Source organism: Sphingomonas sp. LM7, from assembly GCF_002002925.1.
Lineage (GTDB): Bacteria > Pseudomonadota > Alphaproteobacteria > Sphingomonadales > Sphingomonadaceae > Sphingomonas.
In genome coordinates this window covers 1,757,149-1,783,964 of record NZ_CP019511.1, presented here as the reverse complement: position 1 = coordinate 1,783,964, position 26,816 = coordinate 1,757,149, and the positions used below count along the sequence as shown (strand labels likewise).

The window sequence follows — 26,816 nt, the reverse complement described above, 5'->3', positions numbered from 1 at the left end:
CCGCCGTCATAATGGTTGACCCATCTATAATGATGGCAAGGAGATAGTCGCTTGTTCCCACGTATCCGAGAAATCACCGACGCATTCGGCGGCAAGCTGCGCGTCAGCGTCGAGGAGCATCCTTCGGGCGCGCTCGTCGTGCTCGAACGGCCGGACATGACCGGGCGCCCGCGTATCCTGCTCGACGGATACGGCACCGATGTGCTGGCGGGCTATATCATGTCGGCGCGCCTCGCAGTGCCGCACGACCTTCCCGACGAACATGTCGACGGTACGTTCAGCACGCGCTTCGCGCTCGGCCTAGAGCCGCGCGCCGCGCTGGAGCTCAGCCAGGACGGCGACACGATGCTGGAAATTCCCGCACCCTTCTGGGACCGGCTTTACGCCGAATTGTGCCTGGTTGCGGCGCATGCGCGCGAGCTGGCGCGGCGCGCCGAGGCACGCGTCCATTGAGTTCGTCACACCGGCGTCACCGACACCGGTAATCTACGTATCGGGGCATCCCCGGACTACGGCGCGGCGCGACGCTGATGCATTGGGCGGGCAAGCCGGATCGGCAAAAAAACAAAAAGGGTTACGCATGAATCTTCGCGACATCAGCAATGCTCCTGCGACTGCCGGCACGGCCTTCACGGTGACGTTGACGCTGAACGTGGCGGACGCCCGCGCGCTGTGGGGCGCTGCCGCCGACAAGGCGCTGCAGGCAGGCATGGCGTTGTCGGACGTGCTCGACACGATCGGGCCGCGCGAGGATCCTTCGATCGCCGACTGCATCGCGATGCTCACTGCTCCGACTGCGATCGCTGGCTGCGAGCTCGATGACTTCACGGTCGAGACGACCCCGGTGATTGCTTCGGCCGAGCTGTTCCAGCTGCCGTTCGACACGCGCCGCGCTGCGCTGATGCCCGCCGCCCACGGCTGAGCCGGGCGCGCCAATCCAGATTCCCGGTTTCGCGCGGGGCGCAAACCTGAAGAGCCAGGCTGGTCATGACCAGCCTGGCTCTTGTCGTTTGGGGCCGCGAGGGAAGGCGGCCGTCAAAGGGGAGAAGAGACGAGCGGGTCGTAGAGGGGATCGGAACGCCCACCCGTCTCTCTACATTTATTATAGGCTGCGAACGAGCCGAGGGATGCCTTACAGGGCCAAAAATGCACGCTAAGTATTTGTGCAGTATGCATAATTTGCCTAGGTAAAAAGAAAGCGCCGGAGCGGGGATACCGCTCCGGCGCCATGAGGCTGGAAAAGATACTGGGGATCAGCCGACGCGGAGCAGATCGGCGGTCGAGACGCTGAGACCGTTGATGGTCAGCTTGACCGAGCCATTGTCCAGCTCGACATCGTTGACCTTGCCGAAGGCGTGCGCAGTCGCGGCGACCTTGGTCCCCGATGCGTCCTTGCCCTCAAGCTCGAGCTTGTAGAGACCCGGATCGACCTTCTTGCCCGAGCTGGTTGTGCCGTCCCAGGTGAAGGCGCCGGCGGCACCGGTGGCGGTGATCGGCAACGTGTCGATGATCTTGCCCTTCTCGTCCTTGATCGTGGCAGTCATGGAGGTGACGTCGCGCGTCGACGACCAGGTCCACTGCGCCGGGGTGGCGGCGCTGAGGCCCGACACTGCCGAGTTGGTCTCGACCTGCGCGCCGACCAGCGCCGAAGCCTGCATCAGGTTCTGCGTGCCGAACGCGGAGAGCATTTCCTTGAGCGTCTTGGTCTGCTCGATCGACTGCTCGACCTGCGAATACTGCACCAGCTGCTGGGTGTACTGCGCAGTGTCCATCGGATCGAGCGGATCCTGGTTCTGCATCTGCGTGGTCAGCAGCTTCAGGAACATGTCGAAATCGGCGTTGATCTTCGACGAAGCGGCGGCGGTCTTCGCGTCGGTCACGGCTGCCGACGTGGTGGAATTGACGGTGGTCATGGTGATTCCTCAGGCGAGAAGGTCGACTTGCCCGTCGCTGCGGATCGGGCGGTAAATGGGTTCGGCGATGGCTGCGTCGTCGTCGGACGAGGCGAACTGGCCGCGATTCTGGGAAGGTTGCTGGCCCTGCTGGCCGCCGCCGTCGCCGCTGCGGTTCTCGAAGCGGAAGCTCTGCGCGTCGGTGCGGACGCCGGCCTGGTCGAGCGTGCGGGCGAGGTCGGGCATGTCCTGGCGGAGCAGGTCCATCGCCTGCGCGCTCTCGGTGCGCACTGTGGCCTGCAGGCTGCCCTTGTCGTCAAAGGCGAGCGTCACTTCGATACGACCGAGTTCGATCGGATTGAGGCGAATGCGCAGCGTTTCTTCGCCGAGCTCGACCTTGCGCGCGATCTCGACGCCCAGCGAATGGCCCAGATGGTTGGCGCGGGCTTCGATCATCGGCTCGGCAGTCGGAGCGGGCGCGGCTGCGGTGGCAGTGCGGGCGGGATCGGCCGCAGCGACTGCATGCGTCGGCTGCGGGAATTGCGGCGCGACGGAATCGGCCTTGGCGGCGATCGTGATCCCGGCGTCGGGCTGCGCCTGGCCATCTGCATTCGCTTCCGAACCGGTGGATTCGCCACGGGCAGCGATAGCGCGCGCGAAGTCGACGTTGCCGGTGCTGATGGCCTGGGCGCCGGCATCCGTTGGTGCAGCGGCCAGGGTGACCTTCTTGATGCCCGTTGCAGCATTGCCGGTCTGTGGCGTTGCAACGTCGCGCGGTGTAACCTGCGGCTGGATGACTTGCTGCGGGACTACGACAGTAGCGAGCATGTCGATCGGCACGGCCGTCTTGGCGTCGGCCGTCGGGATCGGGTCCGCATCGCATGCTGCGGCGCCGGCGCGCGGGCCCTTTTGCGGTTTTGCCGGGACACCCTCGACAGACTGCGTCGTTTCCGGCTGGGGTTCGGGTTCGGGTTCGGGCACGGCCTGCGCGGCAACCGTCGCCGGCTGCGGGGCAGGGGTAGCGGGCTGCGAAGAAGTCGCACGGGGCTCGGCCGGAATCGTCGTCGGCACGGCCTTGCCGTCCGGCTGTGCGGCTACGGCCAGCGCGGTGGTGCCCACGACTGGCGTCGTTGCAGGCTGCCCGGCAGGCAGAATGGGTTCGGCCACCGGCATGGCGTCGGCAGTCGGCAACTTGGCGGCAGTGGCCATCAACTGCGAGAGCGAAGTCGTCTGCTGGAAGCCCGGCAGCGTGGCGATCTCCGGCGCGGGTTGCGCGGCGAGCTGAGTCTGCGCGAGCAATGCCTGCAGCTTGGGATTGAGCGTCTGGGGCGGCGTGGGCGATGCCACGAGGCGCACCGGTTGCGCCCCGCCTTCGATGGCGACGCCAAGCGCCTCGGCAAAGCCGAGCTCGGCGGCACCGAATCCCGGTGCGGGCTGCGTGCCCGCGCCTAGCGGAAAGCCGAAGGGGTTGATCTGCATCCGGTCGCCTCTTGCCCGGCCTCTAGGACCGCTTCTTCATTATAGGAGATTTGCGTAGTGAACGGTCTCAGCCGATCGTGCCGAGTGCACGAATGCGGGCGCGGGCGTGGATTTCGTTCTGCGAGAGCACCACCGTCGCGGGGCGGACGCGCTCGATGATCGAGCGGACGAACGGGCGGATCGACGGGCTGCACAGCAGGCAGGGGATCTCGCCGTCCTGCGCCAGCCGGTCATAGGTTTCGCGTACCGACAGGATGAACTTCTGCAGCGAAGACGGGGCCATGGCCAGTTGGCGATCATCGCCCTGGCCGAGGATCGACTCCGCGAAAGCCTGGTCCCATTCGGCCGACAGCGTGACCACCGGGATCGCTTCGCCACGCACCTGCGAGGCGCTGATCTGGCGGGCGAGGCGGCCACGGACATGCTCGGTGATCTGCGTGAGATTGGCAGTCAGTGGCGCGGCCTCGGCGATGCCTTCGAGGATCGTCGGGATGTCGCGGATCGAGATGCCTTCCGACAGCAGGTTCTGCAGGATGCGCTGGACGCTCGAGATCGAAACCTTGCTCGGGACGATATCGGCGACGAGCTTCTCGGAGTCCTTGTGGACCTCGGTCAGCAGCTTCTGCGTCTCGGTGTACGAGAGCAGGTCGGCGATGTTGTCCTTGACCAGCTCGGTCAAATGCGTGGTGATGATGGTGCCGCAATCGACGACGGTCAGCCCGCGGAAGCCGGCTTCGTCGCGCAGCTCGCGATCGATCCACAGCGCGGGGAGGCCGAACACCGGCTCCTTGGTGTTCTCGCCCGGCAGGCCGACGGGGCCACCGCCCGGATTGATCAGCAGCAGCTTTTCGAGCTTGATCTCGCCGCGCGCCGCTTCGGTCTCCTTGATCGTGATGACGTATTCGTTGGGCTTGAGGCCCATATTGTCGATGATGCGGACCGAGGGGAGGACGAAGCCGAAATCGGTCGCCATCTGGCGGCGCAGCGCGCGGACCTGATCGTCGAGGCGCGGCTCGCGCTGCTCGTCGTTGATCATCGGCAGGAGGGCATAGCCGATCTCGATACGGACGGCGTCGAGCGCAAGCGTCTGCGAGATGGGCTGCTCGACCACGGCGGCCTGTGCCTGCTGCTGTGCCTCGACGGCGAGTTCCAGCGCGGCCCGGGCCTGGGCATTCTTGCTCATCTTCCACGCGGCATAGCCGGCGGCGCCCGAGAACATCGCGAACGGGATGAAGGGCAGGCCCGGCATCAGTGCCAGCGCGCCCATCAGGAACGACACCATGCCGAACGCCTTGGGGTAGCGGCCGAGCTGATCGCCCAGCGTGCTACCGGTCTTGCCCTTGATGCCGCCCTTCGAGACGAGCAGGCCCGCGGCGATCGAGATGATCAGCGCGGGGATCTGGCTGACCAGACCTTCGCCGACGGTGAGCACGGTATAGGTGTGGAACGCCTCGCCGACCGGCACGCCGTGCGAGACGACGCCTATTGTCAGGCCGACGACGATGTTGACTGCAGTAATTAGCAGCGCGGCGACCGCGTCGCCCTTCACGAACTTCGAGGCACCGTCCATCGCGCCGTAGAAGCCGCTTTCGGCTTCCACTTCGGCGCGGCGCTCCTTGGCCTGGTTCTCGTCGATCATGCCTGCGGAGAGATCGGCGTCGATCGCCATCTGCTTGCCGGGCATCGAATCGAGGCTGAAGCGCGCGGCGACTTCGGCAATGCGGCCGGCGCCCTTGGTGATCACCACGAAGTTGATGACGATGAGGATCATGAAGATGGTGAGGCCGATGATGACCTCGCCACCCATCAGGAACTCGCCGAACGCGCCGATGACGCCGCCGGCGGCGCCGTGGCCTTCATGGCCGTGGGTGAGAATCAGCCGGGTCGAGGCGAGGTTGAGGCCGAGCCGGAACATCGTTGCGATCAGCAGGATCGTCGGGAAGGCGCTGAGTTCGAGCGGCTTCTCGATGAACAGCGAGGTCATCAGGATCATCACGGCGATCGTGATCGACAGCGCGAGGCCGAGATCGAGCAGCCAGCCCGGCATCGGCAGGATCAGCATGCCGATGATCGCGACGACGGCGCCCGCGAGCGCGAGATCGCGGCTCATGCCGATGCGGTTCAAGATGTTCATGACAGCGGGGGGCATCTATCGGTCCCTGTAACCTGATGACGGCGCCTCCCTGTCGGTCGGGAGGATTTTGGTAAATCTCGGGAAACTACGGCGCGGGGGCGACCGCGATGCCGGCTTCGATGAAGGTGCGCAGCTTGTTGCGCATCGTCCGGACCGAGATGCCGAGGATGCTCGACGCCGAGGTGCGGTTGCCGTGGCAGCGCGTCAGCGTCTGGAGGATCAGCTCGCGCTCGACTTCCTCGACGGTGCGGCCGACCAGACTCTCGATCTGCAGGCCGCCGGGCTCGGCGAGCTCGAGATCGAGCAGGCGCGTGCCGTCCGAGCGGACGAGGTCGTCCGGCTCGATCGCCGGGCCCTGCGCGAGCAGAACCGCGCGGTGGATGCAATCCTCCAGCTCGCGGATATTGCCCGGCCATGCATAGCGCGAGACCAGCACCAGCGCGGCTTCGCTGAACGGGCGCGCGGGAACGCCATCGGAGATGGCTAGCTGCGCAGCGAAATGCTGGGCGAGCTGCGCCAGGTCACCCCCGCGCGCGCGGAGCGGCGGCACTTCGACGCGGACGAGGCCGAGGCGGATGAGCAGGTCGGCGCGAAAGCTTCCGGCGTTGACTGCAGCTTCGAGGTCCATGCTGGTCGATGCGATCAGCCGCGCGTGGAACGGCACGATTTCTTCGCCACCGATACGGTAGAAGCGCTGCTGCTGAAGGGCTTCGAACAGCCGCGCCTGGGTGGCAGGCGCGAGCTTGCCGACTTCGCGCAGGAAGATCGTGCCTTGTCCGGCCTTTTCGAGCCGGCCGATGCGGCGGGCGACGGCGCCGGGGAACGCGCCGGCTTCGTGTCCGAACAGCTCGGATTCGAGCACGTCTGCGCCGACGCCGGCGCATTCGACGACGTGGAGCGGATTCGCGCGGCCCGAGGCCTCGTGGATCGCGCGGGCCATGACTTCCTTGCCGCTGCCGGTCTCGCCGGTGACGAGGACGGGCGCAGCGGTCGGCGCGACGGCGGTCGCCAGCGACAGCGCGCGGGCGAGGGCCGGATGGTCGCCAATGCGAACCGGTGCCTTGTGCTCGATCACCGACGCGATCGCCGCGGCGATCAGCTCGCGCTGCGGGGGTAGGGGAACATAGTCACGGGCGCCGGCACGGATCGCAGCGACGGCGCGCTCGGCCGAAGCCTGGATGCCGCAGGCGAGCACGGGAATGGTGAAGCGTTCGGCGCGCAGGCTGGCCATGAAGCCGGCGATGTCGGCGTCGACATCGATCATCACCATGTCGCCGCCGCCTTCGCGGAGCAGATCGAGCGCCTGTTCCGGCGTGTCGGCCATCGACACGGCGGCGCCGGCGTCGCGGGCCAGTTCGGCCGCGCGGCGGAATTCGCCGCCAGGCGCACCGACCAGGATCATTCGGATGGTATTCGGCATCAACGGTCCTGACGAACGATTTCGGTGAGGGTCACGCCCAGTGCGTTATCGATCAGCACGACTTCGCCGCGGGCGATCAGGCGATCGTTGACGAAGATGTCGACCGGCTCGCCGACGCGGCGGTCGAGCTCGACCACCGTGCCCGAGGTCAGATGGAGCAACTCACCGACGGGCATGCGCGCCCGGCCGAGAACTGCCTGGACCTTGACCGGCACGTCGTGGACGGCCTCGAGGCCTTCCGAGCCAATCGGCGCCTGCTCGGTGCCGGGGAAGGGTTCGAAGTCTTCGAACACGGGGCCGCTTGCGTCGTTGGCGTCGGCGGGGATGATGTCGTGGGGTTCGATGTTCATCGTCATATCCTTACGTGTTCATCCATTGGCGGATCACGGAGGCCGCTTCGGGCGGGCTCGCATGGATCGCATCGCCAATGCGCTTGAGGGCGGAGAGCTTGATGCGGCCGTCGACCTGGGCGAGCGCGATCTCCTGATCGAGCAGAGGCTGGTCGGCGTTCATCGATTCGAGCTGCTTCATCGCTTCTTCGTCGCCGTCGGCGGCGCGTTCGGCGAGGGCGAGCATCTCGGGCGACTGGCCGGTGATCGGGATTTCGCCGGCCGGGCCTGGGAGTGCGGGCATTTCGGACTGCGGCGCGATCTTGGGCTTGATCATGCGCAGGGCGATCAGGCCGACCACGCCGATGATGACGATCTGCAGCAAGCCCCAGATCCGGTCCATCGGCAGCGTCGAAAAGATGCCCGATTCCTTGTCCGCCAGGCTGTCGTCGTTGGCGAAGCGCATGCTCTCGACCACAACGCTGTCGCCACGCTCGGCATCGAGGCCGACGGCGTTCTCGACTAGGCGCTGGAGGCGCTGCATCTGCGGCTGGGGCAGGCCCTTTTCGCCGCCATCGACCATCACCGCGACGGTGAGGCGGGTGACCTTGCCGGGACCGCGCAGCGTGACCGTCTTGGTCGAGCTGTTGTCGTAGGTGGTGTCTTCGGAATTCTGGTTGCTGCGCGACTGCTTGCCGGCGCCCGGGGCGCCCGGGGCCTGTGCCTGCGCATCGGGCATCTGGTTGGCGACGGTCGCGGTCTGCGGACCGGAGTCCTGCTCGCTGTTCTGCTCGCCATTCTCGACGCTGACCTGGCGCGAGATGACCTGCTTGTCGGGATCGAACACGTTCGATTCCTCGCGGGTCTGGTCGCGGTCGATCTGCGCGGAAACCTCGGCGCGGACCTTGCCTTGGCCGACGATCGGCTCGAGCAGCGATTCGACTTCCTCGCGCAGCTTTGCCTCAACGGCCTGCTGGCGTTCATCGGCGTCGGCGCCGCCGGCCGAACCGGCTTCGCCGGCACGGGCGAGCAGGGCGCCGGTCTGGTCGACGACTGAGACGGATTCAGGCGAGAGCTCCGGAACCGAGGAGGAGACGAGGTAGCGGATCGAGGCGATCATCTCGGACGAGAGGCGCCCCTTGGTCTTGACGGTCACCGCGGCGGTGGCCTTGCGGCTCTCGGCGGCGAACATCGCGCGTTCGGGCATCACGATATGGACGCGTGCGGCGCTGACGTTCTGAATGGTCTGGATCGACTTGGAGAGCTCGCCTTCGACGGCGCGTGTCTCGTTCATCTTGGCGCGGCTGGCGGAGACGCCGAAGGGCTGCTCCTCGTCGAGCACTTCATAGCCGATCTTGCCGCCGAGTTTCTCGCCGGCGAGGCTCATGCGGAGCTCGGCCAGCTTGTCCTGCGGGGCCATCACCGAGCTGCCGTCGGCCGAGAGCTTATACTCGACGTTCTGCGCCTTGAGCTTCTCGGTGATCGTCGCCGCGGCCGCCGGATCGAGATCCGTATAGAGGAACCCCATCTGCGGATCGGAACCGCGCGTCGCGACGAACGCGAGCGCGGCGAGAAGCGCGAACGCCACTCCGCCCATCAGCATCAGCCGCTTTGGGCCAAGCTGCCCGGCAAATTTCTTGATCGCTTCCAATGCCGCCCCGTGGTGTCGACCTGCGGAGGCGGAAATGCCTCCATAATTGAATTATAGAGGGGTGGCGGGCGGCAGTTTGTGCCGGGTGGGAATTTTTTGCCTAGTGGCGTTTGCGGAGGTGCGCTCAGGTACGAAAAATCCTCCCCGAGCTGGCTCGAGGAGGGGACCGCGCCCGCAGGGCGTGGTGGAGGGGCGCCGCATTGCGGCGTTGTCCCTGTCAGCATGCGGAGACCGCGCCTGCGGCGCGGCTCCTCCAGGATTACTCAGTTCGCGCCAGCGGGGCTCGGCAACAGGGTTTCGAGCTCTTCCATCACTGCCTGGCGTCGGGCGGTGGCGTCGAGGGCGAGGCCGCCTTGTTCCCAGCCGATCAGCGCGTCGCCGATCGCAATCGTCACGTCGCCGATCACGGTGAGGTTGAGCTTGCGGCGGTCCTTTGCCTGACGATCGGCGATACGGCCTTCGATCGCCTCGATCAGATCGGGATGAACGCGGATTTCGAGCTCGGTGCCGCGGGCGACCTGGCTAAGCGCGCGGCCGATTGCCGCGTCGATTGTCTCGGCGGGCACTGCCTCGATCGCGCGGCCGGCGATCATGTCGGCGGCGGCGAGGGCGATTTCGGCAGCTTCGCCGGTCACGCGCTTGGATACGTCTTCAAAGCGATCATCAAGCGCCTCGATTCCTGCGTGCAGCGCATCGACTGCGCTCAGCAGCGCGACGTCGCGCTCGGCGCGGGCCTGGGCGAGCCCGGCCTCGAACGCTTCGGCGCGGGCGAGATTGACCTGTGCGTCGATATCCGAGCGAAGCAGCGCGAGTTCGGCGCGAAGTGCGGAAATCTCGAGCAGCATGTCGCCGCTCGGGATGGTCGCGCTCTCGCTCGCCGGAGTCGAGAAGATGCGGTCGAAAGCGAAACGCTCGACGGTCTGGAAGGCCATGGTCATATCAGATGATCATCGCATCGTCGGACTTGGGATCGACAAGCAGGATCTCGCCGCGATCGGCAAGGCTCTTGGCGAGGCGGACGAGTGCCGACTGGGCCTCTTCGCAATCGCGTGCGCGGATCGGACCCATTGCCGCCATGTCCTCGCGCATCAGCTTGGCTGCGCGCTCGGTCATCGCACCGAAGAACATCTGCTTGAGCTGATCCGGGGCGCCCTTTAGCGCCAGCGCCATCTCGCGTTTGTCGGCGTTGCGGACGATGACCGAAATGGCCGCCGGCAGCAGGTTCGACAGATCCTCGAAGGTGAACATCAGCGCGCGGATACGCTCGGCGCTGTCGGGCGCCTTGTTGTCGAGCGCGGTGAGCATCGCTTCCTCGGTCGAACGGTCGAGCGAGTTGAACAGCTCGGCCATCGCCTCGTGCGGATCGCGCTTCTGCGAACGCGAGAGATTGGTCATGAACTCGCTCTTGAGCGTCGCTTCGACCTGGTTGATCACGTCCTTCTGGACAGTTTCCATGCGCAGCATGCGCATGACGACATCGACCGAGAATTCGCGCGGCAGCTCGGCGATGACGCGCGCGGCGTGATCGGGGCGCAGCTTCGACAGGATGACCGCGACGGTCTGCGGATATTCGTGCTTGAGCGCGCCGGCGAGGACGGACTCGCTAACGTTGGACAGCTTGTCCCACATCGTGCGGCCCGAAGGACCACGGATGTCCTCCATGATCTCCTTCACCTTCTCGTTCGGCAGGATGCCGGCGAGCAGGCGCTCGGTGGTCTCGTAGCTGCCGTGCATCGACGCCATGCTGGCGATCTCGCCGGTGAACTGGACAAGCAGATGCTCGACGACCTGCGACGGAATGCGGCCGAGACCGGCGATCGTCGAGGAAAGCTCCTTGATCTCGTCGGTGGTCAGCTGCTCCCAGATCGGAGCGCCGTGCTGCTTGCCCAGCGCCAGCATCAGCGCAGCTGCACGCTGCGGACCGCTGTAGCGCTTGAGTTCGACCGGCTCGGCAATCGGCGCCATCAGGCTCATTCTGGACCCCTCACAGAAAAATGCACGTAAGCGCACGGAAGGTGCGCTCTCCCGTCTATTATAGGAGCATGGGGGATAGGTGCGGTCGCTATGTCAGTTAATTTTTCCGGAAGTCTGATGGGGTTAAGCTTGTTGACGGGAGACTCCTCGGTCTTCTCGCTGGCGACGAGCACCATCGCGTTCGACAGCAAGGCCGTGCGTATCGCAAAGGCCCAGTTCACGCTTCCCGAGACGACGCCGCCCTGGAAGGAGCCGGCCGGAAACACGTCTATCTCGTCGCAGATCGCATCGATCCTGGCGTCGAAGACGATCGTAGACAAGACGAGCAGCAGCACCGCGATCCTGCCCGACGACATCAAGACCAGCTTCACTGCCTACAAGGCGCTCGAGAAGCTGCGGCTGCTGGCCGAGGCGGCTACCGTCAAGACTGCGACCAGCGCACAGCGCGCGCAGTATGAGAAGGCCTTCGCCAAAGGGCTGACCGACCTGCAGGGCTATCTGACCACCGCACCGTCGGACAAGGTCAACCTTTCCTTCGGCAAGCCGAGCTCGACTGCCCAGTCGAGCAAGCTCGGCGCGAGCGCCGCCTATGAAGTCGGCGGCAAGCCGCTGGTTTCCAAGCGCACCGATCCGATCCCCAATCTGACTGGGCAAGAGCAGTTCAGCATCAAGCTTAACCGCGGGACGCTGACCGAGACCTTCACCGTCGATCTTTCGCAGGGCCCCCAGCCGCCGACGCTCGATTCGGTGACGTCGCAGCTCAACAGCGCGATCAGCTCGACTGTAATCTACAAATCCGACGGGACGCCGCAGCTCGACGCCAAGGGCGAACCGGTCACGCGCTGGTCCGCGCGTTTCGAGCCGTCCTACAGCGGCGGCAAATGGGCGATGAAGCTCGAGACGCCCGACGGCATGGAACAGGTTTCGCTCGACCAGGTCGGCGCGAAGGATTCGCTGGTCGTCGCCAGCGGCCAGACCGCGCTCGACGCGCCCACCGCGACCCAAGTGTTCCGCTTCAACGATCCGGAGGGCAGCAATACCCGCGTGTCGATGGGAACGATCGCCGCGCTGGACCGCGACGGCACCGCGCAGAACACGCTGGCGGGCAAGACCACTACGGTCACCACCACGTCCACCGACATGGACGGCAAGATCAAGACCAACACCACCAAGACCAGCAACGTCTACGCCAGCACCGATGCCGCCGCCGTCGTCACCGACGCGCAGGGCAACAGCTATGTCGTCGGCACCACTTCGGGCGATCTGGGCGCCAACAAGTCCGACGGCGACAACAACCTGTTCCTGACCAAGATGGACGGGGCGGGCAAGGTCGTATGGCAGCGCAGCCTGGGCGCCAGCGGTTCCTCGACCGGCGCTGCGGTGTCGATCGGCGCGGACGGCAGCATCGTCGTGGCGGGCACCGTCACTGGCAGCTTCAACGGCGTGACCTCGGCGGACGGCGACATGGTCGTCGCCAAATATGCCGCGAACGGTGACGAGAAATTCTCCACCGTGGTCCGCTCGGCCGGCACCGATGCGGCGAAGGCCGTGACGGTCGGCGCCGATGGCTCGGTCTATGTCGGCGGACGTACCGCGAGCGGCAATGGCGATGCCTTCGTCGCGCGCATCGACGCCACCGGCAAGCTCGCCGAGCGGCGCACGATCGCCGGCGCGGGATATGATTCGATCAATGCGCTGGCGATGGACAAGGACGGCAATCTGCTGGCCGTGGTCAATCAGGATGGCAATGCATCGGTTCGCAAGATGAGCGCGTCGTCGCTGTCGACCGATCTGGGCAGCATCGACCTGGGCACCGCCGATGTCCGCGCGATCGCAGTGGCCGCGGACGGCAGCATCGCCGTGGGCGGCGCTACCAGCGCGGCAGTCACCGGCAGTCAGGTCAATGCGCAGAGCGGCGGCCGCGACGGCTTCGTCGCGCGGATCGATTCCGCGCTGGGCAGCGCGAGCGTGACCTATCTCGGCTCGGCCGCCGACGACCAGGTCGATAGCATCGCCTTCATGGGCGACGAACTCTATGCCGGCGGCCGTACCACCGGCGATCTCGCCGCGCCGCGTCGCGGGCCGACCGACGGCTTCGTCGCGCGGATCGACGCCGCCACCGGCGCGATCGAGAATACCAGCCAGTTCGGCCAGGCGCTGCTGCGTACCGAGCCCGTCCGCATCGCCGCGGACACCGGCGGCGCGAACTCGATCTCGGCGCTCGGCTTCGGCCGCGGCACGATCAACCCGGCGGTCTCGGAAAAGGTGACCACCCAGACGACGCTGCGCGCCGGCGACTTCTTCTCGATCAAGGCCGACAGCGGCGCGATCCGCAAGGTCAGCATCGAGGCGGGGGACACGCTCAAGACGATCGCCGCGCGGATGCAGGGCATGATCGGCGCATCGAAGGGCACCGTGACCGCGACCGTGGTCGACGGCGTCCAGCAGCTGCGCGTCACGATGAAGCCCGGGCACGAGATGGAGCTCATCCCCGGCGGCGCCGATACCGATGCGCTGGCCAAGCTGGGCATCGAGCCGCAGCGGATCGCGACCCAGGCGACGCTGTCCAGCAGCGCCTCCAAGGTGCGTCCGGGCGGCAATTACGGGATGGACCTTACCGAGGCGCTGAGCCTCGCCACGCTCGACAACGCCAAGGTCGCGATGAAAAAGGTCGAAGAAGCGATCTCGATGACGCAGACCGCCTATCGCTCGCTATATTGGGATGAGGGCAAGGCCAAGATCGTCGACGGCGTCAAGAACACCGTCACCGGCACCCAATCCACCGCGCGCGAAAGCGCGCAGCTCGCCAATTATCAGGCGGCGCTGACTCGACTCAACTCGGGCGCGTCCGCGACGCTGGGATTCTGATCGTCATGAACACGCCCCCGATCCTCGCCGGCATCCGCGACCGGATGCAGAACCTTTCCGAGCGCCAGCGCACCGTCGCGACCAACATCGCGAACAGCGAGACGCCGGGCTACAAGGCGCGCGAAGTCTCCGAGCCGAGCTTTGCGGCACTGGTCGGCGGCAGCGGCATGGTCGCCGCGCCCCGTGTCCAGCTGACCGACCGGATGAAGAGCCTCGGCGCAATCCAGCCGCTCGGTGCCGGCGTGGTCCTCGACAGGGACATCACCGAGACCAAGCCCGACGGCAACAACGTCACGCTCGAAGACCAGCTGCTCAAGATGGGCGAGATCCAGGCCGACTTCACTGCGATGACCAGCCTGTACCGCAAGCAGATGTCGATGCTGAAGACTGCCGTGGGCGGCCGCGGCTGATAACGGCGCGTATGCTGGATCCCAAAATTAGCTTCTAAAAAGTTGATCTAGGATAGAATTTCGTACCCGTAATCGGCTCTTCGAGCATAGCCCCTCGGGACGTCACGCCGCTGGCGATCCACCTCCTTGAAAGGGGACGCCGTTCGTCGTTTATACCGGCACCGGGCTGCCCGCCGAACTGGCGAAATCGCATCCGGGTTACCTACTATTCTAAAACCGGCCCCGGTCGAGACTGTGCTGATTGCACTGATCGAACGCATCGCGCTGCATGTCACAGTGCGGCGGGATGCACCTGATCCAGATGGAGATAAGCCGGATTGAAGTCGCCGGCCTGAGTCAGGCCGTCCCAGTCGCGAATTTCGATCCAGCGCCGTGATCGATGAATCAGTCCCTCCGCCTGAAGCGTCTGGAGCACGCGATTGACGTGCACCGACGTCAGGCTCACTGCGTCGGAGATCCACTCTTGGCTCATCGGAACGGTAAAGCCGTCCGGAGTGCCGAGCTTGGCCGCTTTTAATCGCGTCGCGAATTCGCAGATCAGGTGCGCGATACGGGCATGGGCGGTTCGCCGGCCGATATTGGCAATCCACTCGCGGAAGACCGATCCCTCGACCAGCGTCTCGTACCACATCGCCATGCCTATGGCTGGACGGTCGAACGCGATCTTGCGGATCGCCTCCACGGGTATCAGCGCCACTTCGCAGTCGGTGAGCGTCTCGACATTGTGATCGGCACGGCCGAGCAGCGAGTTCTGAAGATCGATCAGGTCGCCGTCCATGTGGAGCGAGAAAATCTGCTTTTTTCCCTCCCGCACGATCTTGTGCCGATAGGCATAGCCGCGGATCAGGAGGCAGCTATGCTGCGGTATATCGCCTTCCCAGACGATATGATGGCCCGCTTTCAGGCGCCGAATCGTGCAGGGGAGCTGAAGCAGGGCATCGCCGTCCGCCTCGCTCAACGGCGCCCAGAACTGTAACTTATGCACCAACGGGTGCAACGGATGCTCTTGAATCGCCATTGTGTGCTCCGGCAGGCGGGAGCACACGCGAGTCTCTCAGCCACCGATACGCTTATAAGATCGGTGATGAAACGACCTTAGCCCAGTTCGGTGTAAGTTCCTAACACATCCTGACTTTTGTTCTTAACATCAAGCAGCTTAAGCCGTCCGGGGCGGTGGCGCGATCGAGTTGCCGGCGGACGCCGCAGCGTCCGTCCGCCCGCTCGGCCGGGCAGCGTCAGAGCTTGGCGTTGATCGAGATCGGGGCAGGGGCGTCCATGCCGCCCAGTCCGCCGCATGCGCCATAGGTGGTGCTGCGCGTGCCGGTGAGGCGCTGCGCCTCGGCGGCGATCGCGCCCATCATCTCGACCGACAGCTCGATCTGGCGGGACAGGATCTGCTGGTTGACTGCCGATGCGTCGCGCAGGTTACGGCTGGCGTCCGACAGCAGGATGCGGTTCTCCTCGTCGAGCTGCTCGGCCCAATCGGCATGCTCGCGCTTCAGGCGGGCGAAATCGGCTTCGATGCGGCCGGTGAGGCGGAGCTTGGCGTTGGCGATCTCACCCAGTTCGGGCACGAACGCCTTGCGCGCCAGCTTCTCGCTTTCCTCTTCCATAAGCGCCGTCAGAGAAACCATCGCGTCGATCAGATGTGCGGTCATTATTGTCCCTGCTGGAGCTTGAGGATCGAATCGAGCACCATCGGCGCGAGGCCGACGCCGCCGCGGTTGGCCATTTCGGTGCCGAGCTTCTCGGCCAGTATGCCCTTGAACATCTCTTCGCCGGCGCCCCCATTGATCTCGCCCTTTTCGACGCTTTCGAGCATCATCTTGGTCATCTGGCCGAGGAACATCGCCTCGAAATCCTTGGCGGTCTGGGCGTTCTTGACGTCGACCTTGCGGACCGGCGTGGCCGCCGACGTGGCGGAGGTGGCAGTGAGTTCGTTCATTACTGGACCTCGATCTCGGCCTGGAGCGCACCTGCGCTCTTCACGGCCTGGAGAATGGTGATCAGATCGCGCGGGGACACGCCGAGCGTGTTGAGCCCGCTGACCAGCGACTGGAGCGATGCGCCGCTGACCAAGGCAAGGCTCGCGCCGTTGCCGTCGTCGACCTGCACGTCGGTGCGCGGCACCACGGTGGTCTGGCCGTTCGAGAGCGGGGCGGGCTGCGAGACCTGCGGGCGCTCCGACACGGTGATGGTCAGGCCGCCCTGGGCGATCGCCACCGGCGTGATCCGCACATCGGCGTTCATCACCACGGTGCCCGAAGCTTCGTTGATCACGACCTTGGCGACCTGATCGACCTTGATGTCGAGTTCGCCGATGCGCGTGACGAGATCGATGACATTGCCCTGGAAGCTGGCCTGGGGCGCGACTTCGACGGTCGACGGATCGAGCACGACGGCGCTGCCCGCATATTTGGCGTTGATCGCGCGGGCGATCCGGTCCGCCGTGGCGAAGTCGGGATTCTTGAGCGCGAGCTTGAGGCTGGTGGCCGAGCGCAGCTGATAGGGTACTTCGCGTTCGACGATCGCGCCGCTGGCGATTCGTGCGGACGTGGTCACGCCGCGGCTGACGCTGGCGGCGGCGCCCTGGCCCTTGAAGCCGGAGACGGCGACATTGCCCTGCGCGACGGCGTAGATCTCGCCGTCGAGCGCGCGCAGCGAAGACGCGATCAGCGTGCCGCCCTGAAGACTGGAAGCGTCGCCGAGCGCGGCGACCTGAACGTCGATGCGCGAGCCCGAACGGGCGAACGGCGGCATCGTCGCGGTGATCGACACGGCGGCGACGTTCTGCGTGCGCATGTTGGTGCCGCGGATGTTGACGCCCATGCGCTCGAGCATCGCCTGCATCGATTCCTCGGTGAAAGGCGCATTGCGCATGCGATCGCCGGTGCCGGCGAGGCCGACCACCAGGCCATACCCCACCAGCTGGTTCTCACGGACATTCTCGACATCGACGATGTCTTTGATCCGCGTCTGGGCGGATGCATGCGTACTGGCGCTAAGTGCCAGAAGCGGAAGCAGGAACCAGGCGACGATGCGCTGCATAAACCCTCTACGAAAGTGGAAAACCCTCGGTAACTTTCTTATAGAGGAGTTAAGCCCAATGCGGGCCGCGAGGACCTGATTTCGTGCGTATCGACAACCTGACGCCGCTGATGGCGCGCAGCCTGCTGGCGGCGCTGCCCAAGGCCGCGCCCGGGTTTCCGGTGGCCGAAGAAGAGATCGCCGCGCGGCAGATGCCGGTGCCGGTGCAGGGCTCGGCTGCGAATCAGCCGGTTCCCAGCGTCGCGATGCTGGTCACGCTCGCCGCGGCCGATCCCGCGATAGAGCGGCGGCGCAAGCAGGCTATCGATGCCGAACGCGGCGTCGATGCGCTCGACAAGCTCCACAAGGAGCTGGCGGCTGGCACGCCGAGCGTTGAGCGGCTGCAGGAAATCGTCGAATGGTCGGAGAATATCGAGGCGTCGGACGATCCGGTGCTGCAGTCGATCCTCTCCGAAATCGAGCTGCGCGTCCGCGTCGAACTCGCCAAGGTGGATGTGCAGGCGTAACGCTCGCTACCTTTGCGCGAGCTAGAGTCAGACTGCTCGCCTTAGGGTCCATACTCAATTAGATCTTGAGCTAAGGCGTTGAGATTCGAGAACAACCCTCTCCCTTGATGGGAGGGAGGGGCTGCCGAAGGGAGGGTGAGGGTGACCTCGGCCCAGCCTGCGTCGCTCGTGGAGAGCTCACCCCATCAGTGGGAGGACTTTGCAAACCGCTTGAAATGTAGGATTTCGCCTGCTGAGACGGGGTACTTGGCCCTTAGCTCTTTGACAGCGCCGATCCCGACCAGGACGCAAACCGCGTCGGCTCAACCTTTGAGATTTTCCGCATCGTAACGCCGCCGCTGGAACATGCGCGATGGTGTGACCCTGGTGTGACCTTCGCAAATGCGCGCCCGCTGTGCGCAGGGCAGGGAAGGGGCTTGGTACAAGCACGTCGTTGCGGCCAAAGCTACCTCCGTCGCGCTGCGCGCCACCTCCCCCGCTCCTGCGGAGCGAGGGAGGAATTTGGGTAGCGCCTATTTCGCCAGGTCGAAGCGATCGGCGTTCATCACCTTGGCCCACGCGCTGACGAAGTCCTGCACGAACTTTTCGCCGGCATCGTCCGAAGCGTAGACTTCCGAGACCGCGCGCAGCTGCGAATTGGAGCCGAAAACCAGGTCGGTGCGCGACGCGGTCCATTTCCGCTCGCCCGATGCGCGATCGCTGCCGACGAATTCCTCGTCGCCGCTATCATCGACTTGCTTCCACGCCGTATCCATGTCGAGCAGGTTGACGAAGAAATCGTTGGTAAGCTGGCCCGGCCGGTCGGTGAGGACGCCGTGCTTCTCGGCCTTTGGATGGTTGGCGCCGAGCACGCGGAGCCCGCCGACCAGCACCGTCATCTCTGGCGCCGACAGACTGAGCAGCTGGGCGCGATCGACCAGCAGTTCCTCGGTGGGGACGTTGAACTTGACCGAGAGATAGTTGCGGAAGCCGTCGGCCTTGGGTTCGAGCGGGTCGAAGCTCTCGGCGTCGGTCCACTCCTCGGTGGCGTCGCCGCGGCCCGACGTGAAGGGAATGGTCAGGTCGTGGCCGGCCGCCTTCGCCGCCTGCTCCACGCCCAGATTGCCGCCGAGCACGATCAGGTCGGCGATGCTGACATTGCCGCCGAACCCTGCCTTGATGTCCTCGTAGACGGCGAGCACTTTGGCGAGCGCGGCCGGCTCATTGACTTCCCAATCCTTTTGCGGGGCGAGGCGGATGCGCGCGCCGTTGGCGCCACCGCGCTTGTCCGAATTGCGGAAGGTCGAGGCCGAGGCCCAGGCGGTTTTCACCAGCTGCGCTACGGTGAGGCCGGACCCGGCGATCTTGCCCTTAAGCGTCGCGATATCGGTCTCGCTCAGCGGCGTGCCCGCGGGGATCGGATCCTGCCAGATCAGATCTTCCTGCGGCACTTCGGGACCGATGTACCTGCTCTTCGGCCCCATATCGCGGTGAGTCAGCTTGAACCAGGCGCGGGCGAAGGCGTCGGCGAAATAGGCGGGGTCGGCGCGGAATTTCTCGAGGATCTTGCGGTATTCCGGGTCGTCCTTGAACGCCTTGTCCGCGGTGGTCATCATCGTCGCGACCTTCTTGCCCGGCGTATGCGCGGCCGGGGCCTGGGTCTCTTCGGGATTGCCGACCGGCTGCCATTGCTGCGCGCCCGCCGGGCTCTTCACCAGCTCATATTCATGGTCGAGCAGCATGTCGAAATAGCTCATGTCCCATTGGATCGGCGTCGGGGTCCAGGCGCCTTCGATTCCCGACGTGATCGTATGGTCGCCCATGCCGCTTTCGTGCGTCGAGGCCCAGCCGAGCCCCATCTGCGCGATGTCGGCCGCTTCGGGTTCGCGCCCGACCTTCGACGCATCGCCTGCGCCATGCGCCTTGCCGAAGGTATGGCCGCCGGCGGTGAGCGCGGCGGTCTCCTCGTCGTTCATCGCCATGCGGCTGAAGGTGGCGCGCAGGTCGCGTGCCGAGCCCCTGGTGTCGGGCTTGCCGCCCGGCCCCTCGGGATTGACGTAGATCAGGCCGTGCTGGATCGCGGCGAGTGGCTCTTCCAGCGCCATGCCCGCCTCGTCATCGATGCGGGTCTGGCCGAGCCATTCCTCTTCGGTGCCCCAATAGATGTCCTTTTCGGGCTCGAAGATGTCGGCGCGCCCGCCGCTGAAGCCGAACACCGGGCCGCCCATCGACTCGATCGCGACATTGCCGGTGAGGATAAACAGGTCGGCCCAGCTGATTGCCGCGCCGTACTTCTTCTTGATCGGCCACAGCAGGCGACGCGCCTTGTCGAGATTGCCGTTGTCCGGCCAGCTATTGAGCGGAGCGAAGCGCTGCCCGCCCGACGAGGAGCCGCCGCGGCCGTCGCCGGTGCGATAGGTGCCCGCCGCGTGCCAGGCCATGCGGATGAAGAAGGGGCCGTAATGCCCGTAATCGGCCGGCCACCAGGGCTGGCTGTCCGTCATCAGCGCAGTCAGGTCCGCCTTGAGCGCCTGGTAGTCGAGACCCTTGAATGCCTCGCGATAGGCGAAGTCTTCGCCATGCGGATCCGGCGACACGCCGTTCTGGGTGAGAATCTCGAGGCTGAGCAGCTCGGGCCACCAGTCGCGATTGGTGCGGCCGAGCAACCTGCGCAGAGCCGCGGGCTGCTTCTGCGGATCGTTGATCGGGCTGCCTGTGGTCGGTGCGTCCATGGCTCGAATCCTTCCTGCAATGAGATTTGCAGGGAGGTAGGTCCGGATGCTGGACGACGAAAACGATTAAAACCGCTTGCTGCAAGCGCGAAAATCAATGACGCGCTGCGGTATCACCGCTTGGTCTTGGCGATCTTCATCACATAGCTGATCACTTCTGCGACGGCGGCATAGTGCTCAACCGGTATCGGGTGATCGATCTCGGCCGAGGCATAGAGTGCGCGGGCGAGGGGACGGTTTTCGACCATCGGGATGCCGTGCTCGCCGGCGACTTCGCGGATCTTCAGCGCGAGCGCATCGACGCCCTTGGCGACGACCACCGGCGCATTCATCGCGCCGTGATCGTACTGGAGCGCGATGGCATAGTGGGTCGGGTTGGTGATGACGACGCTCGCCTTGGGAACGTTGGACATCATGCGGCTGCGCGAGCGCTGCATCTGGAGCTGGCGGATCTTGCCCTTGATCTTGGGATCGCCTTCGCTCTGCTTATACTCGTCCTTGATCTCCTGCTTGGTCATCCGCATCTTCTTCATGAAGGCGAAGCGCTGGTAGACGAAGTCGAACAGGGCGAGCGCGCCGACCAGCATCGTGATCGGCATGAGCATGGCATAGACGATGTCGTTCGCCGCGGCGCCCATCGACACCAGATCGGCGCCGACCAGCTTGTCGATCCCCGAGGCATGCGGCCAGGCGATCCACGCGCCGATGCCGACGACGAGGCAGAGCTTGGCCAGCGTCTTGGCGAATTCGACCAGCGACTGCTTGCTGAAGGTGCGCATGAACCCGCTGACCGGGTTGAGCTTCGACCATTTGGGCTTGATGCGGCTCGCCGACAGCATCGGCCGGCCCTGCAGGAACCCGCCGAGCAGTGCGAAGCCGAACAATGCGGCGAGGATCGGGAAAAGCGTCGAGGCGATCGCGCCCATCAGCCCGGTGGCAAAGTCCTGCGCGCCGACCGGCTCCATGCGGAAATCGTCGGCGCTGCCCCATAGCCGGATGAACAGCGATCCCATCGTCTGCATCGTGTAGGTGCCCAGACCGCCCATAACGACCAGCGCCGCGACGAACATTGCGGCGTGCTTCATCTCGGGGGCCATCGGCACTTCGCCGCGTTCGCGGGCGTCCTCTAGCTTCTTGTCTGTGGGATCTTCTGTTTTATCTTCCTGATCCGTATCGCCCGACATCACCAGCCTCCCTGCATCGCGTCACCCATTGCGGTGGCGAAAACGGTGAGCATGGTGCCGACGGTGGCGGCGAAGATGCTGAGGCCGAGCAGGATGTTGAGCGGCTGGGCGATGAAGAAGACCTGGATCGCCGGGGCGATGCGCGCCGACAGGCCCAGCGCGACGTTGAAGACGATACCGTAGACGATCAGCGGCGCGGCCAGACTGATGCCGAGCGTCATCGAGCGGCCGACCGTGGCGATCGCGAGCTGGGCGAAATCCTGCATCGGCGGCAGGCCGCCGATCGGGAAGCTGTGATAGCTGTTGATGATCGCGCCGAGCCACAAGTGATGGACCTGCATGCCCATGCACACCAGGGCCGCGGCGATGCCGACATATTTGGAGATCAGCGGCGCCTGGCTCGACTGGGCGGGATCGAAGATCACCGCCGACGAAAGGCCGATCTGCATGCTGACGATCGAGCCTGCCATCGAGATCGCGAAGAACAGGATCTTGACGATCATGCCCATGGCGAGGCCGGTCATCAATTCGGTGATCAGCACCGCGGGCAGCACCGCACCGCCCTGCAGCGCGACGCGCGCCGGCTCGCCGAGCGCGCCATAGAGCGCCGCCGACATCGCAAAGGCGATCATCAGCCGGATGCGGCCCGGGATCGAATCCTCGCCGAACACCGGCAGCAGCATCAGCACCGCGCCCACGCGGGCGAACACGATGAAGAAGGCCGAGACCTGAAATTCGAGATCGGCAGGCAGGATCATCCGGTGATGATCAGGTCACTGATCTTGGACATGAAGCCCGACAGCGCCTGCCCCATGGTCGGTAGCATCAGCAGGAACACCACGCCCATCGCGAGCAGCTTGGGAACGAAGGTGAGCGTGGTCTCCTGGATCTGCGTCAGCGCCTGAAGCAGGCCGATGACGGTGCCGACGATCAGCGACGTCAGCAGCAGCGGGCCCACCACGGTGAGCACGAGCAGCAGCGACGCTTCGACCAGCTGGATGACCTGGCTCGGGCTCATCGTTCAGATCTGCATCCGCATGATGTCGGTATAGGCGCTGACGACGCGGTCGCGGACGGCGACCATCGTGTCGAGTGCAGTCTCCGCGGCGCCGATCGCCGTGACGACGTCGATCAGATCGCCCTTGCCGGCGACCTGCATGGCCGAGGCATGCTCGGCGGCGCGCATCTGCTGCGCGGTGCCGGTGACGAGATCCTCGACCATCGAGCCGAAGCCGCCGGCGCCGTCGGCCTTGCCGGCCGAGGGCGTGCCGAGGGCGCTGCCGATCCCTGCGACCTTGCCATAGGCAGAAGTCGCATCAAGTGCTCCGATTGACATGCAATTTTTCCCTTACTTGAGAAGGTCGATGGTGCGCATCGTCAGGCTCTTCGCCGCTTCGATGGCATTGAGATTGGCTTCGTAGCTGCGCTGTGCGGCCTTCATGTCGGCGCTCTCGACGAGGCCGTTGACATTGGGCTTGAGCACATAGCCTTCGCCGTCCGCGGCCGGGTGGCCCGGCTGGTAGACGCGCGTGAAATCCGACTTGTCGTTCTGGATCGACTGGACCTTGACCTCGGTGGCGCCGGTCGTGCGATCGACCTCCGCCTTGAAGCTCGCGACGCGGCGGCGATAGGGATCGCCGCCCGGGGTCTGCGCAACCGAGTCCTGGTTGGCCAGATTCTCTGCGATCACGCGCATCCGCAGCGACTGGGCGCGGAGCCCTGATGCCGAGACGCCGAGCGATGCTTTCAAGTCCATGGGTACGAAGCTCCAGATCGGCCGTGCGGCCATTTCCTCCATTGTAGGCAATTCTTGCCGGGGGTGGGTTCGGGACAGGGAAAAAACGTACCTAGGCAATTTTTGCCGGGTCCGGCGCCGGGGGAGCGGAAACGCTTCCTATAAGTCACTCAGAAAGGTGACACGCCCAATGTCCGTACTCGACGAAATCATGATCGACATGTCGATCGTCCTCGGCTCGGCCGAGGTTCCGATCCGGCAGATGCTCAAGATGAGCCGCGGGGCAATGATCCCGCTCGATTGCGGCCAGGACGATCCCAGCCTGGTCTATGTCAACGGCGAGCTGGTGGCCAAGGGCCGCATCCTCGTCGACGGCGACCAGATGTCGCTCGAAATCTCCGAACTCGTGAAGAAGCAGCGCCACTGATGGATATCCTGTCGATGATGCGTACCTTCGGTGCGCTCGGTCTGGTGCTTGGCATGCTCGCCGGTGCGCTCTGGCTGGTCCGCCGGTACGACATCAAGCTGCCCGGTCGCGTCTCGGGCGGCGGGCGCAAGCGCGTCGAGCTGGTCGAGCGGCTGGCAGTCGACGCCAAGCGCTCGATCGCGCTGATCCGCCGCGACGGTTGCGAACATCTGATCCTGATGGGCCCGGAAGGCCATATAACGCTGGAGACCGGCATCGCCGCGCCCGCGCCGGCGGTTGCAGCAGCCGAGGCGCCTGCGCCCGTCGCCGACTTCCAGGCCGATCTCGCCAGCTTCACCAATGGCTTCGGCAAGCTCGTCGATCTTTCGCGCGCCAAGATCGCCGCGGTGCGTGGCGCCAATGACGACGAAGCCGAGGTCGAACTCGAAGGCGAAGTCAATGCCGGCGACGAAGGCGACGACGACGACGGCGACATGGTCGAAGCGACCGACGCCGCGCCGGTCGCCGACCTGCCCAACGCCGCACCGCGCATCAAGCGCACCCGCCGTCCGCGCGATACCAAGCGTTGGAACCGTGCGGCGGTGCGCGAGGCGCTCAATGCGTAAATTCCTGATCGCGGCCGCCGCTGCGCTCGTGCTGCTGCCGGTGGCGGCGCACGCGCAGGCGGCCGGCGGCACGACCATCAACCTGGGCGGCGCCGGTGGCGCCGGCGACGGCCAGCTTTCGGCCAAGGCCATCCAGATGGTGCTGATGCTGACCGTGCTCAGCCTCGCGCCCGGCCTGCTGATGACGGTCACCAGCTTCACTCGCATGGTAGTGGCGCTGTCGCTGCTGCGCACCGGCATCGGCGCGCCCGGCGTGCCGCCCAACCCGGTGATCATCAGCCTTGCGCTGTTCCTGTCGTTCTTCGTGATGGCGCCGACGTTCGAGAAGTCGTGGAACGAAGGCGTCGATCCCTATACCAAGGGCAAGATCACCGAGGAGGTCGCGTTCAAGCGGACTGCCGAGCCGTTCCGCGTGTTCATGCTCAGCCAGGTGCGCGACAGCGACCTCAAGCTGTTCGCCGACCTGGCGAACAAGCAGATCGCGACGCGCGCCGAGACGCCGCTGACCACGCTGGCCCCGGCCTTCATGATCTCCGAACTGCGTCGCGCATTCGAGATCGGCTTCCTGCTGCTGCTGCCGTTCCTGATCATCGATCTCGCGGTCTCCGCGGTGCTGATGGCGATGGGTATGATGATGCTGCCGCCACCGACGATATCCCTGCCGATGAAGATCATCTTCTTCGTGCTGGTCGACGGCTGGGCGCTGGTGGCGGGGTCGCTGGTGAAGAGCTTCGCGACGTAGCGAGTCCCTCCGTTCAAAACGCAGAGGGCCCCGGTGTAAGCCGGGGCCCTTTTTACGTTCTAGCCCTCTCCCGCTTGCGGGAGAGGGTTGGGTGAGGGTGAAGCGTGTGCACCGGGAAGCGCCGTCAGCTGTTCGGAAACAGCGAGCAGAACGCCATTGAGATTCTCGATCAGCTCATTGTTCCAAAAGCGTTTTATTACATAGCCCCGGCTCTCCAGAAACGCGGAGCGTCGCCGATCGATATCCGGCGTATGCTGACCTCCGTCGAGTTCGACGATCAGTCGTTTTTCCGCACAGAGAAAATCTACGACGTAAGGGCCGATGCTTGCCTGGAAACGGAACTTACAACCATTGAGTCGCCGGTTGCGCACGGCCGACCAGAACTTGCGTTCGACATCCGTCGCTTCGCGACGAAGGCGCCTTGCATGGGGATTGGTTGGGCGAATTCGCGGCACCAGTATTGCGTAGCGCAGCACACACCCTCACCCAACCCTCTCCCGCAAGCGGGAGAGGGCTTTTGATCCGTTGCCGACCAATCAGCTATCGAGCGTGCAATGCTCTAGCCATGGGCCGAGATCGTTGTACGAGATCGGCTCGAGGAAGATCAGGCCGGCCTTGTCGTCGGCTGACCAGCGCGTCGTGCAGCGGCGCGAGGGGAGGCCGGGGACCGAGAGGATGATCTCGGTATCCTCGCGCGGGGGGCGGGGCAGGCGGATGCGTGCGCCGCTCTGCGAGACGTTTTCGAGCGTCACGTCGATATGGCGGCCAAAGCAGCTGATCCGCGCGGCGCATTCGACGTCGAAGCGCGGTGCGCGCGGCGCGGGGCCGCAAAATCCTTCGGGGCCTGCCTTTACCTGGGCGAGGATGTGATCGACGTCGATCGCCGCGGCGAACTCGACGCCGGCGCGGCCTTCGCTGGTCCAGACGACGTTGCCCTCCAGCCGATCGCCGCTGCGCAGCTCGACTGCCACCCCGCTGCCGAAGCCGAGCGGGTGGTGGGTTTCGAGCATCATGCCCGACATCGAGATGTTACGGATGCGGCAGAGGTGCTCGACCGTGCCGCGGCACAGGAGCTTGCCGACGAGCAGCGTGGTGACGGTGCGCGGCGCGCGATCGGCGGCCAGATCGGCTTCCGTGGTCTGGATCGGCGTCAGGTACATGACTGTCCCTCGTAGTCGAAGCGAACCCCTCGCCACCCAGTATAGGCATGACGAGGGTAGCGTTGTGGTCTCCGTAAAGTTCCGCTCCGGATCATGCCGGATTGGCCTGCGTCACTGCGACCTTCTTGAGCACGCCGGCGCCGAACGCTTCGGGCGCGGCCTGCATGACGACCTTGCGGAAGGTCTCGAGGTCGGGGATCAGCCCGTCCGGACCCGCGGCCATCGGGGTGCGATAGGTGCGCATGTTGATCGCGTGGAGCAGCAGCGGCATCCGCGCAGTGACGAACTCGGCCTTGTCGGTGGGCACTTCGAGCTGGATCTGGAACTGGACGTATCCCGACAGCCGGCCGTCGGCGAACACCAGGGGCGCGAGGATCTTGCCGGCGTCTACAAAGCTCGGCTCGACATCATCGTCATGCGCGCCGGCGGCCTTGGGTGCCTTGGGCCCGAGCATCAGCACGGTGGCATAGGCAGCGCCGCCGCCCAGGCCGAGACCGGCGAGGAGAACACCGAGCAGAAACAGGATCTTCTTCATGGTCTC

General features: G+C 65.3%; 30 protein-coding genes. 9 read left to right on the top strand and 21 right to left on the bottom strand.

Annotated features, from left to right (window positions below; translation table 11 throughout):
• The first annotated feature begins 51 nt into the window (after positions 1-51).
• From BXU08_RS08065 to BXU08_RS20515, 3 genes are all read left to right on the top strand, one after another.
• Positions 52-453 (top strand): hypothetical protein, encoded by a 402-nt coding sequence (locus tag BXU08_RS08065; protein WP_077509584.1) that lies wholly within the window; start codon positions 52-54, stop codon positions 451-453.
• Between the two features lie 127 nt (positions 454-580).
• Positions 581-922 carry a hypothetical protein gene (locus tag BXU08_RS08060; protein ID WP_077509583.1) on the top strand — a complete coding sequence of 114 codons (342 nt, stop codon included), beginning with the start codon at positions 581-583 and terminating at the stop codon, positions 920-922.
• A 65-nt stretch (positions 923-987) separates the two neighbouring features.
• Positions 988-1,191 carry a cytochrome b6-f complex subunit PetN gene (locus BXU08_RS20515; RefSeq protein ID WP_366926579.1) on the top strand — a complete coding sequence of 68 codons (204 nt, stop codon included), beginning with the start codon at positions 988-990 and terminating at the stop codon, positions 1,189-1,191.
• A gap of 62 nt (positions 1,192-1,253) precedes the next feature.
• Here the strand turns inward: BXU08_RS20515 and BXU08_RS08055 are convergent, their stop codons facing one another.
• From BXU08_RS08055 to BXU08_RS08020, 8 genes are all read right to left on the bottom strand, one after another.
• A complete protein-coding gene (locus tag BXU08_RS08055) occupies positions 1,254-1,913 on the bottom strand; it encodes a flagellar hook assembly protein FlgD (RefSeq protein WP_077509582.1) in 660 nt (219 codons plus the stop codon).
• Positions 1,914-1,922: 9 nt separating this feature from the next.
• Complete coding sequence (locus tag BXU08_RS08050; RefSeq protein WP_077509581.1) at positions 1,923-3,371, bottom strand: flagellar hook-length control protein FliK; 1,449 nt, start codon at positions 3,369-3,371, stop codon at positions 1,923-1,925.
• Positions 3,372-3,438: 67 nt separating this feature from the next.
• Positions 3,439-5,520, bottom strand: a complete 2,082-nt coding sequence (flhA, locus tag BXU08_RS08045; protein ID WP_077509580.1) for a flagellar biosynthesis protein FlhA — start codon at positions 5,518-5,520, stop codon at positions 3,439-3,441.
• 70 nt (positions 5,521-5,590) lie between these two features.
• Positions 5,591-6,925: a sigma-54 dependent transcriptional regulator gene (locus BXU08_RS08040; RefSeq protein WP_077509579.1), complete on the bottom strand. Its 1,335-nt coding sequence runs from the start codon at positions 6,923-6,925 to the stop codon at positions 5,591-5,593.
• Positions 6,925-7,275 carry a flagellar motor switch protein FliN gene (fliN, locus tag BXU08_RS08035; protein ID WP_077512169.1) on the bottom strand — a complete coding sequence of 117 codons (351 nt, stop codon included), beginning with the start codon at positions 7,273-7,275 and terminating at the stop codon, positions 6,925-6,927. Before fliN ends, BXU08_RS08040 begins: the two co-directional genes overlap by 1 nt.
• 10 nt (positions 7,276-7,285) lie before the next feature.
• Positions 7,286-8,905: a flagellar basal-body MS-ring/collar protein FliF gene (gene fliF / locus BXU08_RS08030; RefSeq protein ID WP_077509578.1), complete on the bottom strand. Its 1,620-nt coding sequence runs from the start codon at positions 8,903-8,905 to the stop codon at positions 7,286-7,288.
• 263 nt (positions 8,906-9,168) lie between these two features.
• Complete coding sequence (locus tag BXU08_RS08025) at positions 9,169-9,843, bottom strand: FliH/SctL family protein (RefSeq protein WP_253190552.1); 675 nt, start codon at positions 9,841-9,843, stop codon at positions 9,169-9,171.
• Between the two features lies 1 nt (position 9,844).
• Positions 9,845-10,879: a flagellar motor switch protein FliG gene (locus tag BXU08_RS08020; RefSeq protein WP_077509577.1), complete on the bottom strand. Its 1,035-nt coding sequence runs from the start codon at positions 10,877-10,879 to the stop codon at positions 9,845-9,847.
• A 129-nt stretch (positions 10,880-11,008) separates the two neighbouring features.
• On the opposite strand from BXU08_RS08020, the gene BXU08_RS08015 reads away from it, so the two are divergent.
• Both BXU08_RS08015 and BXU08_RS08010 read left to right on the top strand, forming a co-directional pair.
• Positions 11,009-13,747 (top strand): hypothetical protein, encoded by a 2,739-nt coding sequence (locus BXU08_RS08015; protein ID WP_366926578.1) that lies wholly within the window; start codon positions 11,009-11,011, stop codon positions 13,745-13,747.
• A gap of 5 nt (positions 13,748-13,752) precedes the next feature.
• Entirely contained in the window at positions 13,753-14,157 is a 405-nt protein-coding gene (locus tag BXU08_RS08010) for a flagellar basal body protein (RefSeq protein ID WP_077509575.1), read from the top strand.
• Positions 14,158-14,428: 271 nt separating this feature from the next.
• Here the strand turns inward: BXU08_RS08010 and BXU08_RS08005 are convergent, their stop codons facing one another.
• The 4 genes from BXU08_RS08005 to BXU08_RS07990 all read right to left on the bottom strand — a co-directional run bounded on the left by BXU08_RS08005 (position 14,429) and on the right by BXU08_RS07990 (position 17,205).
• Complete coding sequence (locus tag BXU08_RS08005) at positions 14,429-15,202, bottom strand: Crp/Fnr family transcriptional regulator (protein WP_253190551.1); 774 nt, start codon at positions 15,200-15,202, stop codon at positions 14,429-14,431.
• Positions 15,203-15,392: 190 nt separating this feature from the next.
• Complete coding sequence (locus tag BXU08_RS08000; RefSeq protein WP_077509573.1) at positions 15,393-15,815, bottom strand: flagellar protein FlgN; 423 nt, start codon at positions 15,813-15,815, stop codon at positions 15,393-15,395.
• Positions 15,815-16,102: a rod-binding protein gene (locus tag BXU08_RS07995; RefSeq protein WP_077509572.1), complete on the bottom strand. Its 288-nt coding sequence runs from the start codon at positions 16,100-16,102 to the stop codon at positions 15,815-15,817. The genes BXU08_RS08000 and BXU08_RS07995 overlap by 1 nt, the downstream gene beginning before the upstream one ends.
• The gene (locus tag BXU08_RS07990; protein WP_077509571.1) at positions 16,102-17,205 is read right to left on the bottom strand and encodes a flagellar basal body P-ring protein FlgI; all 1,104 of its coding nucleotides are present in this window, start codon (positions 17,203-17,205) and stop codon (positions 16,102-16,104) included. Before BXU08_RS07990 ends, BXU08_RS07995 begins: the two co-directional genes overlap by 1 nt.
• An 83-nt stretch (positions 17,206-17,288) precedes the next feature.
• Between BXU08_RS07990 and BXU08_RS07985 the strand changes: the two genes are divergently transcribed.
• On the top strand, positions 17,289-17,711 hold the full coding sequence (locus BXU08_RS07985) for a flagellar assembly protein FliX (RefSeq protein WP_077509570.1): 423 nt from the start codon (positions 17,289-17,291) through the stop codon (positions 17,709-17,711).
• Between the two features lie 512 nt (positions 17,712-18,223).
• Here the strand turns inward: BXU08_RS07985 and katG are convergent.
• The 6 genes from katG to flgC form a co-directional block, all read right to left on the bottom strand.
• Positions 18,224-20,422: a catalase/peroxidase HPI gene (gene katG / locus BXU08_RS07980; protein ID WP_077509569.1), complete on the bottom strand. Its 2,199-nt coding sequence runs from the start codon at positions 20,420-20,422 to the stop codon at positions 18,224-18,226.
• A gap of 113 nt (positions 20,423-20,535) precedes the next feature.
• A complete protein-coding gene (gene flhB / locus BXU08_RS07975) occupies positions 20,536-21,606 on the bottom strand; it encodes a flagellar biosynthesis protein FlhB (RefSeq protein ID WP_077512165.1) in 1,071 nt (356 codons plus the stop codon).
• Positions 21,606-22,364 (bottom strand): flagellar biosynthetic protein FliR, encoded by a 759-nt coding sequence (gene fliR / locus BXU08_RS07970; RefSeq protein WP_077509568.1) that lies wholly within the window; start codon positions 22,362-22,364, stop codon positions 21,606-21,608. Before fliR ends, flhB begins: the two co-directional genes overlap by 1 nt.
• A complete protein-coding gene (locus BXU08_RS07965; protein ID WP_077509567.1) occupies positions 22,361-22,624 on the bottom strand; it encodes a flagellar biosynthetic protein FliQ in 264 nt (87 codons plus the stop codon). Before BXU08_RS07965 ends, fliR begins: the two co-directional genes overlap by 4 nt.
• A 3-nt stretch (positions 22,625-22,627) precedes the next feature.
• Positions 22,628-22,942: a flagellar hook-basal body complex protein FliE gene (locus BXU08_RS07960; protein WP_077509566.1), complete on the bottom strand. Its 315-nt coding sequence runs from the start codon at positions 22,940-22,942 to the stop codon at positions 22,628-22,630.
• Positions 22,943-22,954: 12 nt separating this feature from the next.
• Positions 22,955-23,362, bottom strand: coding sequence for a flagellar basal body rod protein FlgC (gene flgC, locus BXU08_RS07955; protein ID WP_077512163.1), 408 nt, complete (start codon positions 23,360-23,362; stop codon positions 22,955-22,957).
• A gap of 169 nt (positions 23,363-23,531) precedes the next feature.
• On the opposite strand from flgC, the gene BXU08_RS07950 reads away from it, so the two are divergent.
• The 3 genes from BXU08_RS07950 to fliP are packed head-to-tail and all read left to right on the top strand — an operon-like array spanning position 23,532 to position 25,115.
• The gene (locus BXU08_RS07950; RefSeq protein ID WP_077509565.1) at positions 23,532-23,768 is read left to right on the top strand and encodes a FliM/FliN family flagellar motor switch protein; all 237 of its coding nucleotides are present in this window, start codon (positions 23,532-23,534) and stop codon (positions 23,766-23,768) included.
• A complete protein-coding gene (locus BXU08_RS20195) occupies positions 23,768-24,373 on the top strand; it encodes a flagellar biosynthetic protein FliO (RefSeq protein WP_077509564.1) in 606 nt (201 codons plus the stop codon). The genes BXU08_RS07950 and BXU08_RS20195 overlap by 1 nt, the downstream gene beginning before the upstream one ends.
• Entirely contained in the window at positions 24,366-25,115 is a 750-nt protein-coding gene (fliP, locus tag BXU08_RS07940; protein ID WP_077509563.1) for a flagellar type III secretion system pore protein FliP, read from the top strand. The genes BXU08_RS20195 and fliP overlap by 8 nt, the downstream gene beginning before the upstream one ends.
• 59 nt (positions 25,116-25,174) lie before the next feature.
• On the opposite strand, the gene BXU08_RS07935 is transcribed toward fliP, so the two are convergent.
• From BXU08_RS07935 to BXU08_RS07925, 3 genes are all read right to left on the bottom strand, one after another.
• Positions 25,175-25,591, bottom strand: a complete 417-nt coding sequence (locus tag BXU08_RS07935) for an endonuclease domain-containing protein (protein WP_253190550.1) — start codon at positions 25,589-25,591, stop codon at positions 25,175-25,177.
• Positions 25,592-25,651: 60 nt separating this feature from the next.
• Positions 25,652-26,275 carry a PilZ domain-containing protein gene (locus BXU08_RS07930; protein ID WP_077509562.1) on the bottom strand — a complete coding sequence of 208 codons (624 nt, stop codon included), beginning with the start codon at positions 26,273-26,275 and terminating at the stop codon, positions 25,652-25,654.
• 91 nt (positions 26,276-26,366) lie between these two features.
• Complete coding sequence (locus tag BXU08_RS07925; protein ID WP_077509561.1) at positions 26,367-26,810, bottom strand: hypothetical protein; 444 nt, start codon at positions 26,808-26,810, stop codon at positions 26,367-26,369.
• Positions 26,811-26,816: the final 6 nt, after the last annotated feature.

What these genes read in the sequence shown, in the direction of transcription:
- BXU08_RS07925 (WP_077509561.1), bottom strand. Translation starts at nt 26,810, where the DNA reads ATGAAGAAGATCCTGTTTCTGCTCGGTGTTCTCCTCGCCGGTCTCGGC.
- BXU08_RS07990 (WP_077509571.1), bottom strand. Translation starts at nt 17,205, where the DNA reads ATGCAGCGCATCGTCGCCTGGTTCCTGCTTCCGCTTCTGGCACTTAGC.
- BXU08_RS07960 (WP_077509566.1), bottom strand. Translation starts at nt 22,942, where the DNA reads ATGTCAATCGGAGCACTTGATGCGACTTCTGCCTATGGCAAGGTCGCA.
- BXU08_RS07995 (WP_077509572.1), bottom strand. Translation starts at nt 16,102, where the DNA reads ATGAACGAACTCACTGCCACCTCCGCCACGTCGGCGGCCACGCCGGTC.
- BXU08_RS08050 (WP_077509581.1), bottom strand. Translation starts at nt 3,371, where the DNA reads ATGCAGATCAACCCCTTCGGCTTTCCGCTAGGCGCGGGCACGCAGCCC.
- BXU08_RS08040 (WP_077509579.1), bottom strand. Translation starts at nt 6,925, where the DNA reads ATGCCGAATACCATCCGAATGATCCTGGTCGGTGCGCCTGGCGGCGAA.
- BXU08_RS08000 (WP_077509573.1), bottom strand. Translation starts at nt 15,815, where the DNA reads ATGACCGCACATCTGATCGACGCGATGGTTTCTCTGACGGCGCTTATG.
- fliP (WP_077509563.1), top strand. Translation starts at nt 24,366, where the DNA reads ATGCGTAAATTCCTGATCGCGGCCGCCGCTGCGCTCGTGCTGCTGCCG.
- BXU08_RS07930 (WP_077509562.1), bottom strand. Translation starts at nt 26,275, where the DNA reads ATGTACCTGACGCCGATCCAGACCACGGAAGCCGATCTGGCCGCCGAT.
- BXU08_RS07965 (WP_077509567.1), bottom strand. Translation starts at nt 22,624, where the DNA reads ATGAGCCCGAGCCAGGTCATCCAGCTGGTCGAAGCGTCGCTGCTGCTC.
- BXU08_RS08025 (WP_253190552.1), bottom strand. Translation starts at nt 9,843, where the DNA reads ATGACCATGGCCTTCCAGACCGTCGAGCGTTTCGCTTTCGACCGCATC.
- flhA (WP_077509580.1), bottom strand. Translation starts at nt 5,520, where the DNA reads ATGCCCCCCGCTGTCATGAACATCTTGAACCGCATCGGCATGAGCCGC.
- BXU08_RS08060 (WP_077509583.1), top strand. Translation starts at nt 581, where the DNA reads ATGAATCTTCGCGACATCAGCAATGCTCCTGCGACTGCCGGCACGGCC.
- fliN (WP_077512169.1), bottom strand. Translation starts at nt 7,275, where the DNA reads ATGAACATCGAACCCCACGACATCATCCCCGCCGACGCCAACGACGCA.
- BXU08_RS08055 (WP_077509582.1), bottom strand. Translation starts at nt 1,913, where the DNA reads ATGACCACCGTCAATTCCACCACGTCGGCAGCCGTGACCGACGCGAAG.
- flhB (WP_077512165.1), bottom strand. Translation starts at nt 21,606, where the DNA reads ATGTCGGGCGATACGGATCAGGAAGATAAAACAGAAGATCCCACAGAC.
- flgC (WP_077512163.1), bottom strand. Translation starts at nt 23,362, where the DNA reads ATGGACTTGAAAGCATCGCTCGGCGTCTCGGCATCAGGGCTCCGCGCC.
- BXU08_RS07950 (WP_077509565.1), top strand. Translation starts at nt 23,532, where the DNA reads ATGTCCGTACTCGACGAAATCATGATCGACATGTCGATCGTCCTCGGC.
- fliR (WP_077509568.1), bottom strand. Translation starts at nt 22,364, where the DNA reads ATGATCCTGCCTGCCGATCTCGAATTTCAGGTCTCGGCCTTCTTCATC.
- katG (WP_077509569.1), bottom strand. Translation starts at nt 20,422, where the DNA reads ATGGACGCACCGACCACAGGCAGCCCGATCAACGATCCGCAGAAGCAG.
- BXU08_RS20195 (WP_077509564.1), top strand. Translation starts at nt 23,768, where the DNA reads ATGGATATCCTGTCGATGATGCGTACCTTCGGTGCGCTCGGTCTGGTG.
- BXU08_RS20515 (WP_366926579.1), top strand. Translation starts at nt 988, where the DNA reads ATGACCAGCCTGGCTCTTGTCGTTTGGGGCCGCGAGGGAAGGCGGCCG.
- BXU08_RS08020 (WP_077509577.1), bottom strand. Translation starts at nt 10,879, where the DNA reads ATGAGCCTGATGGCGCCGATTGCCGAGCCGGTCGAACTCAAGCGCTAC.
- BXU08_RS08010 (WP_077509575.1), top strand. Translation starts at nt 13,753, where the DNA reads ATGAACACGCCCCCGATCCTCGCCGGCATCCGCGACCGGATGCAGAAC.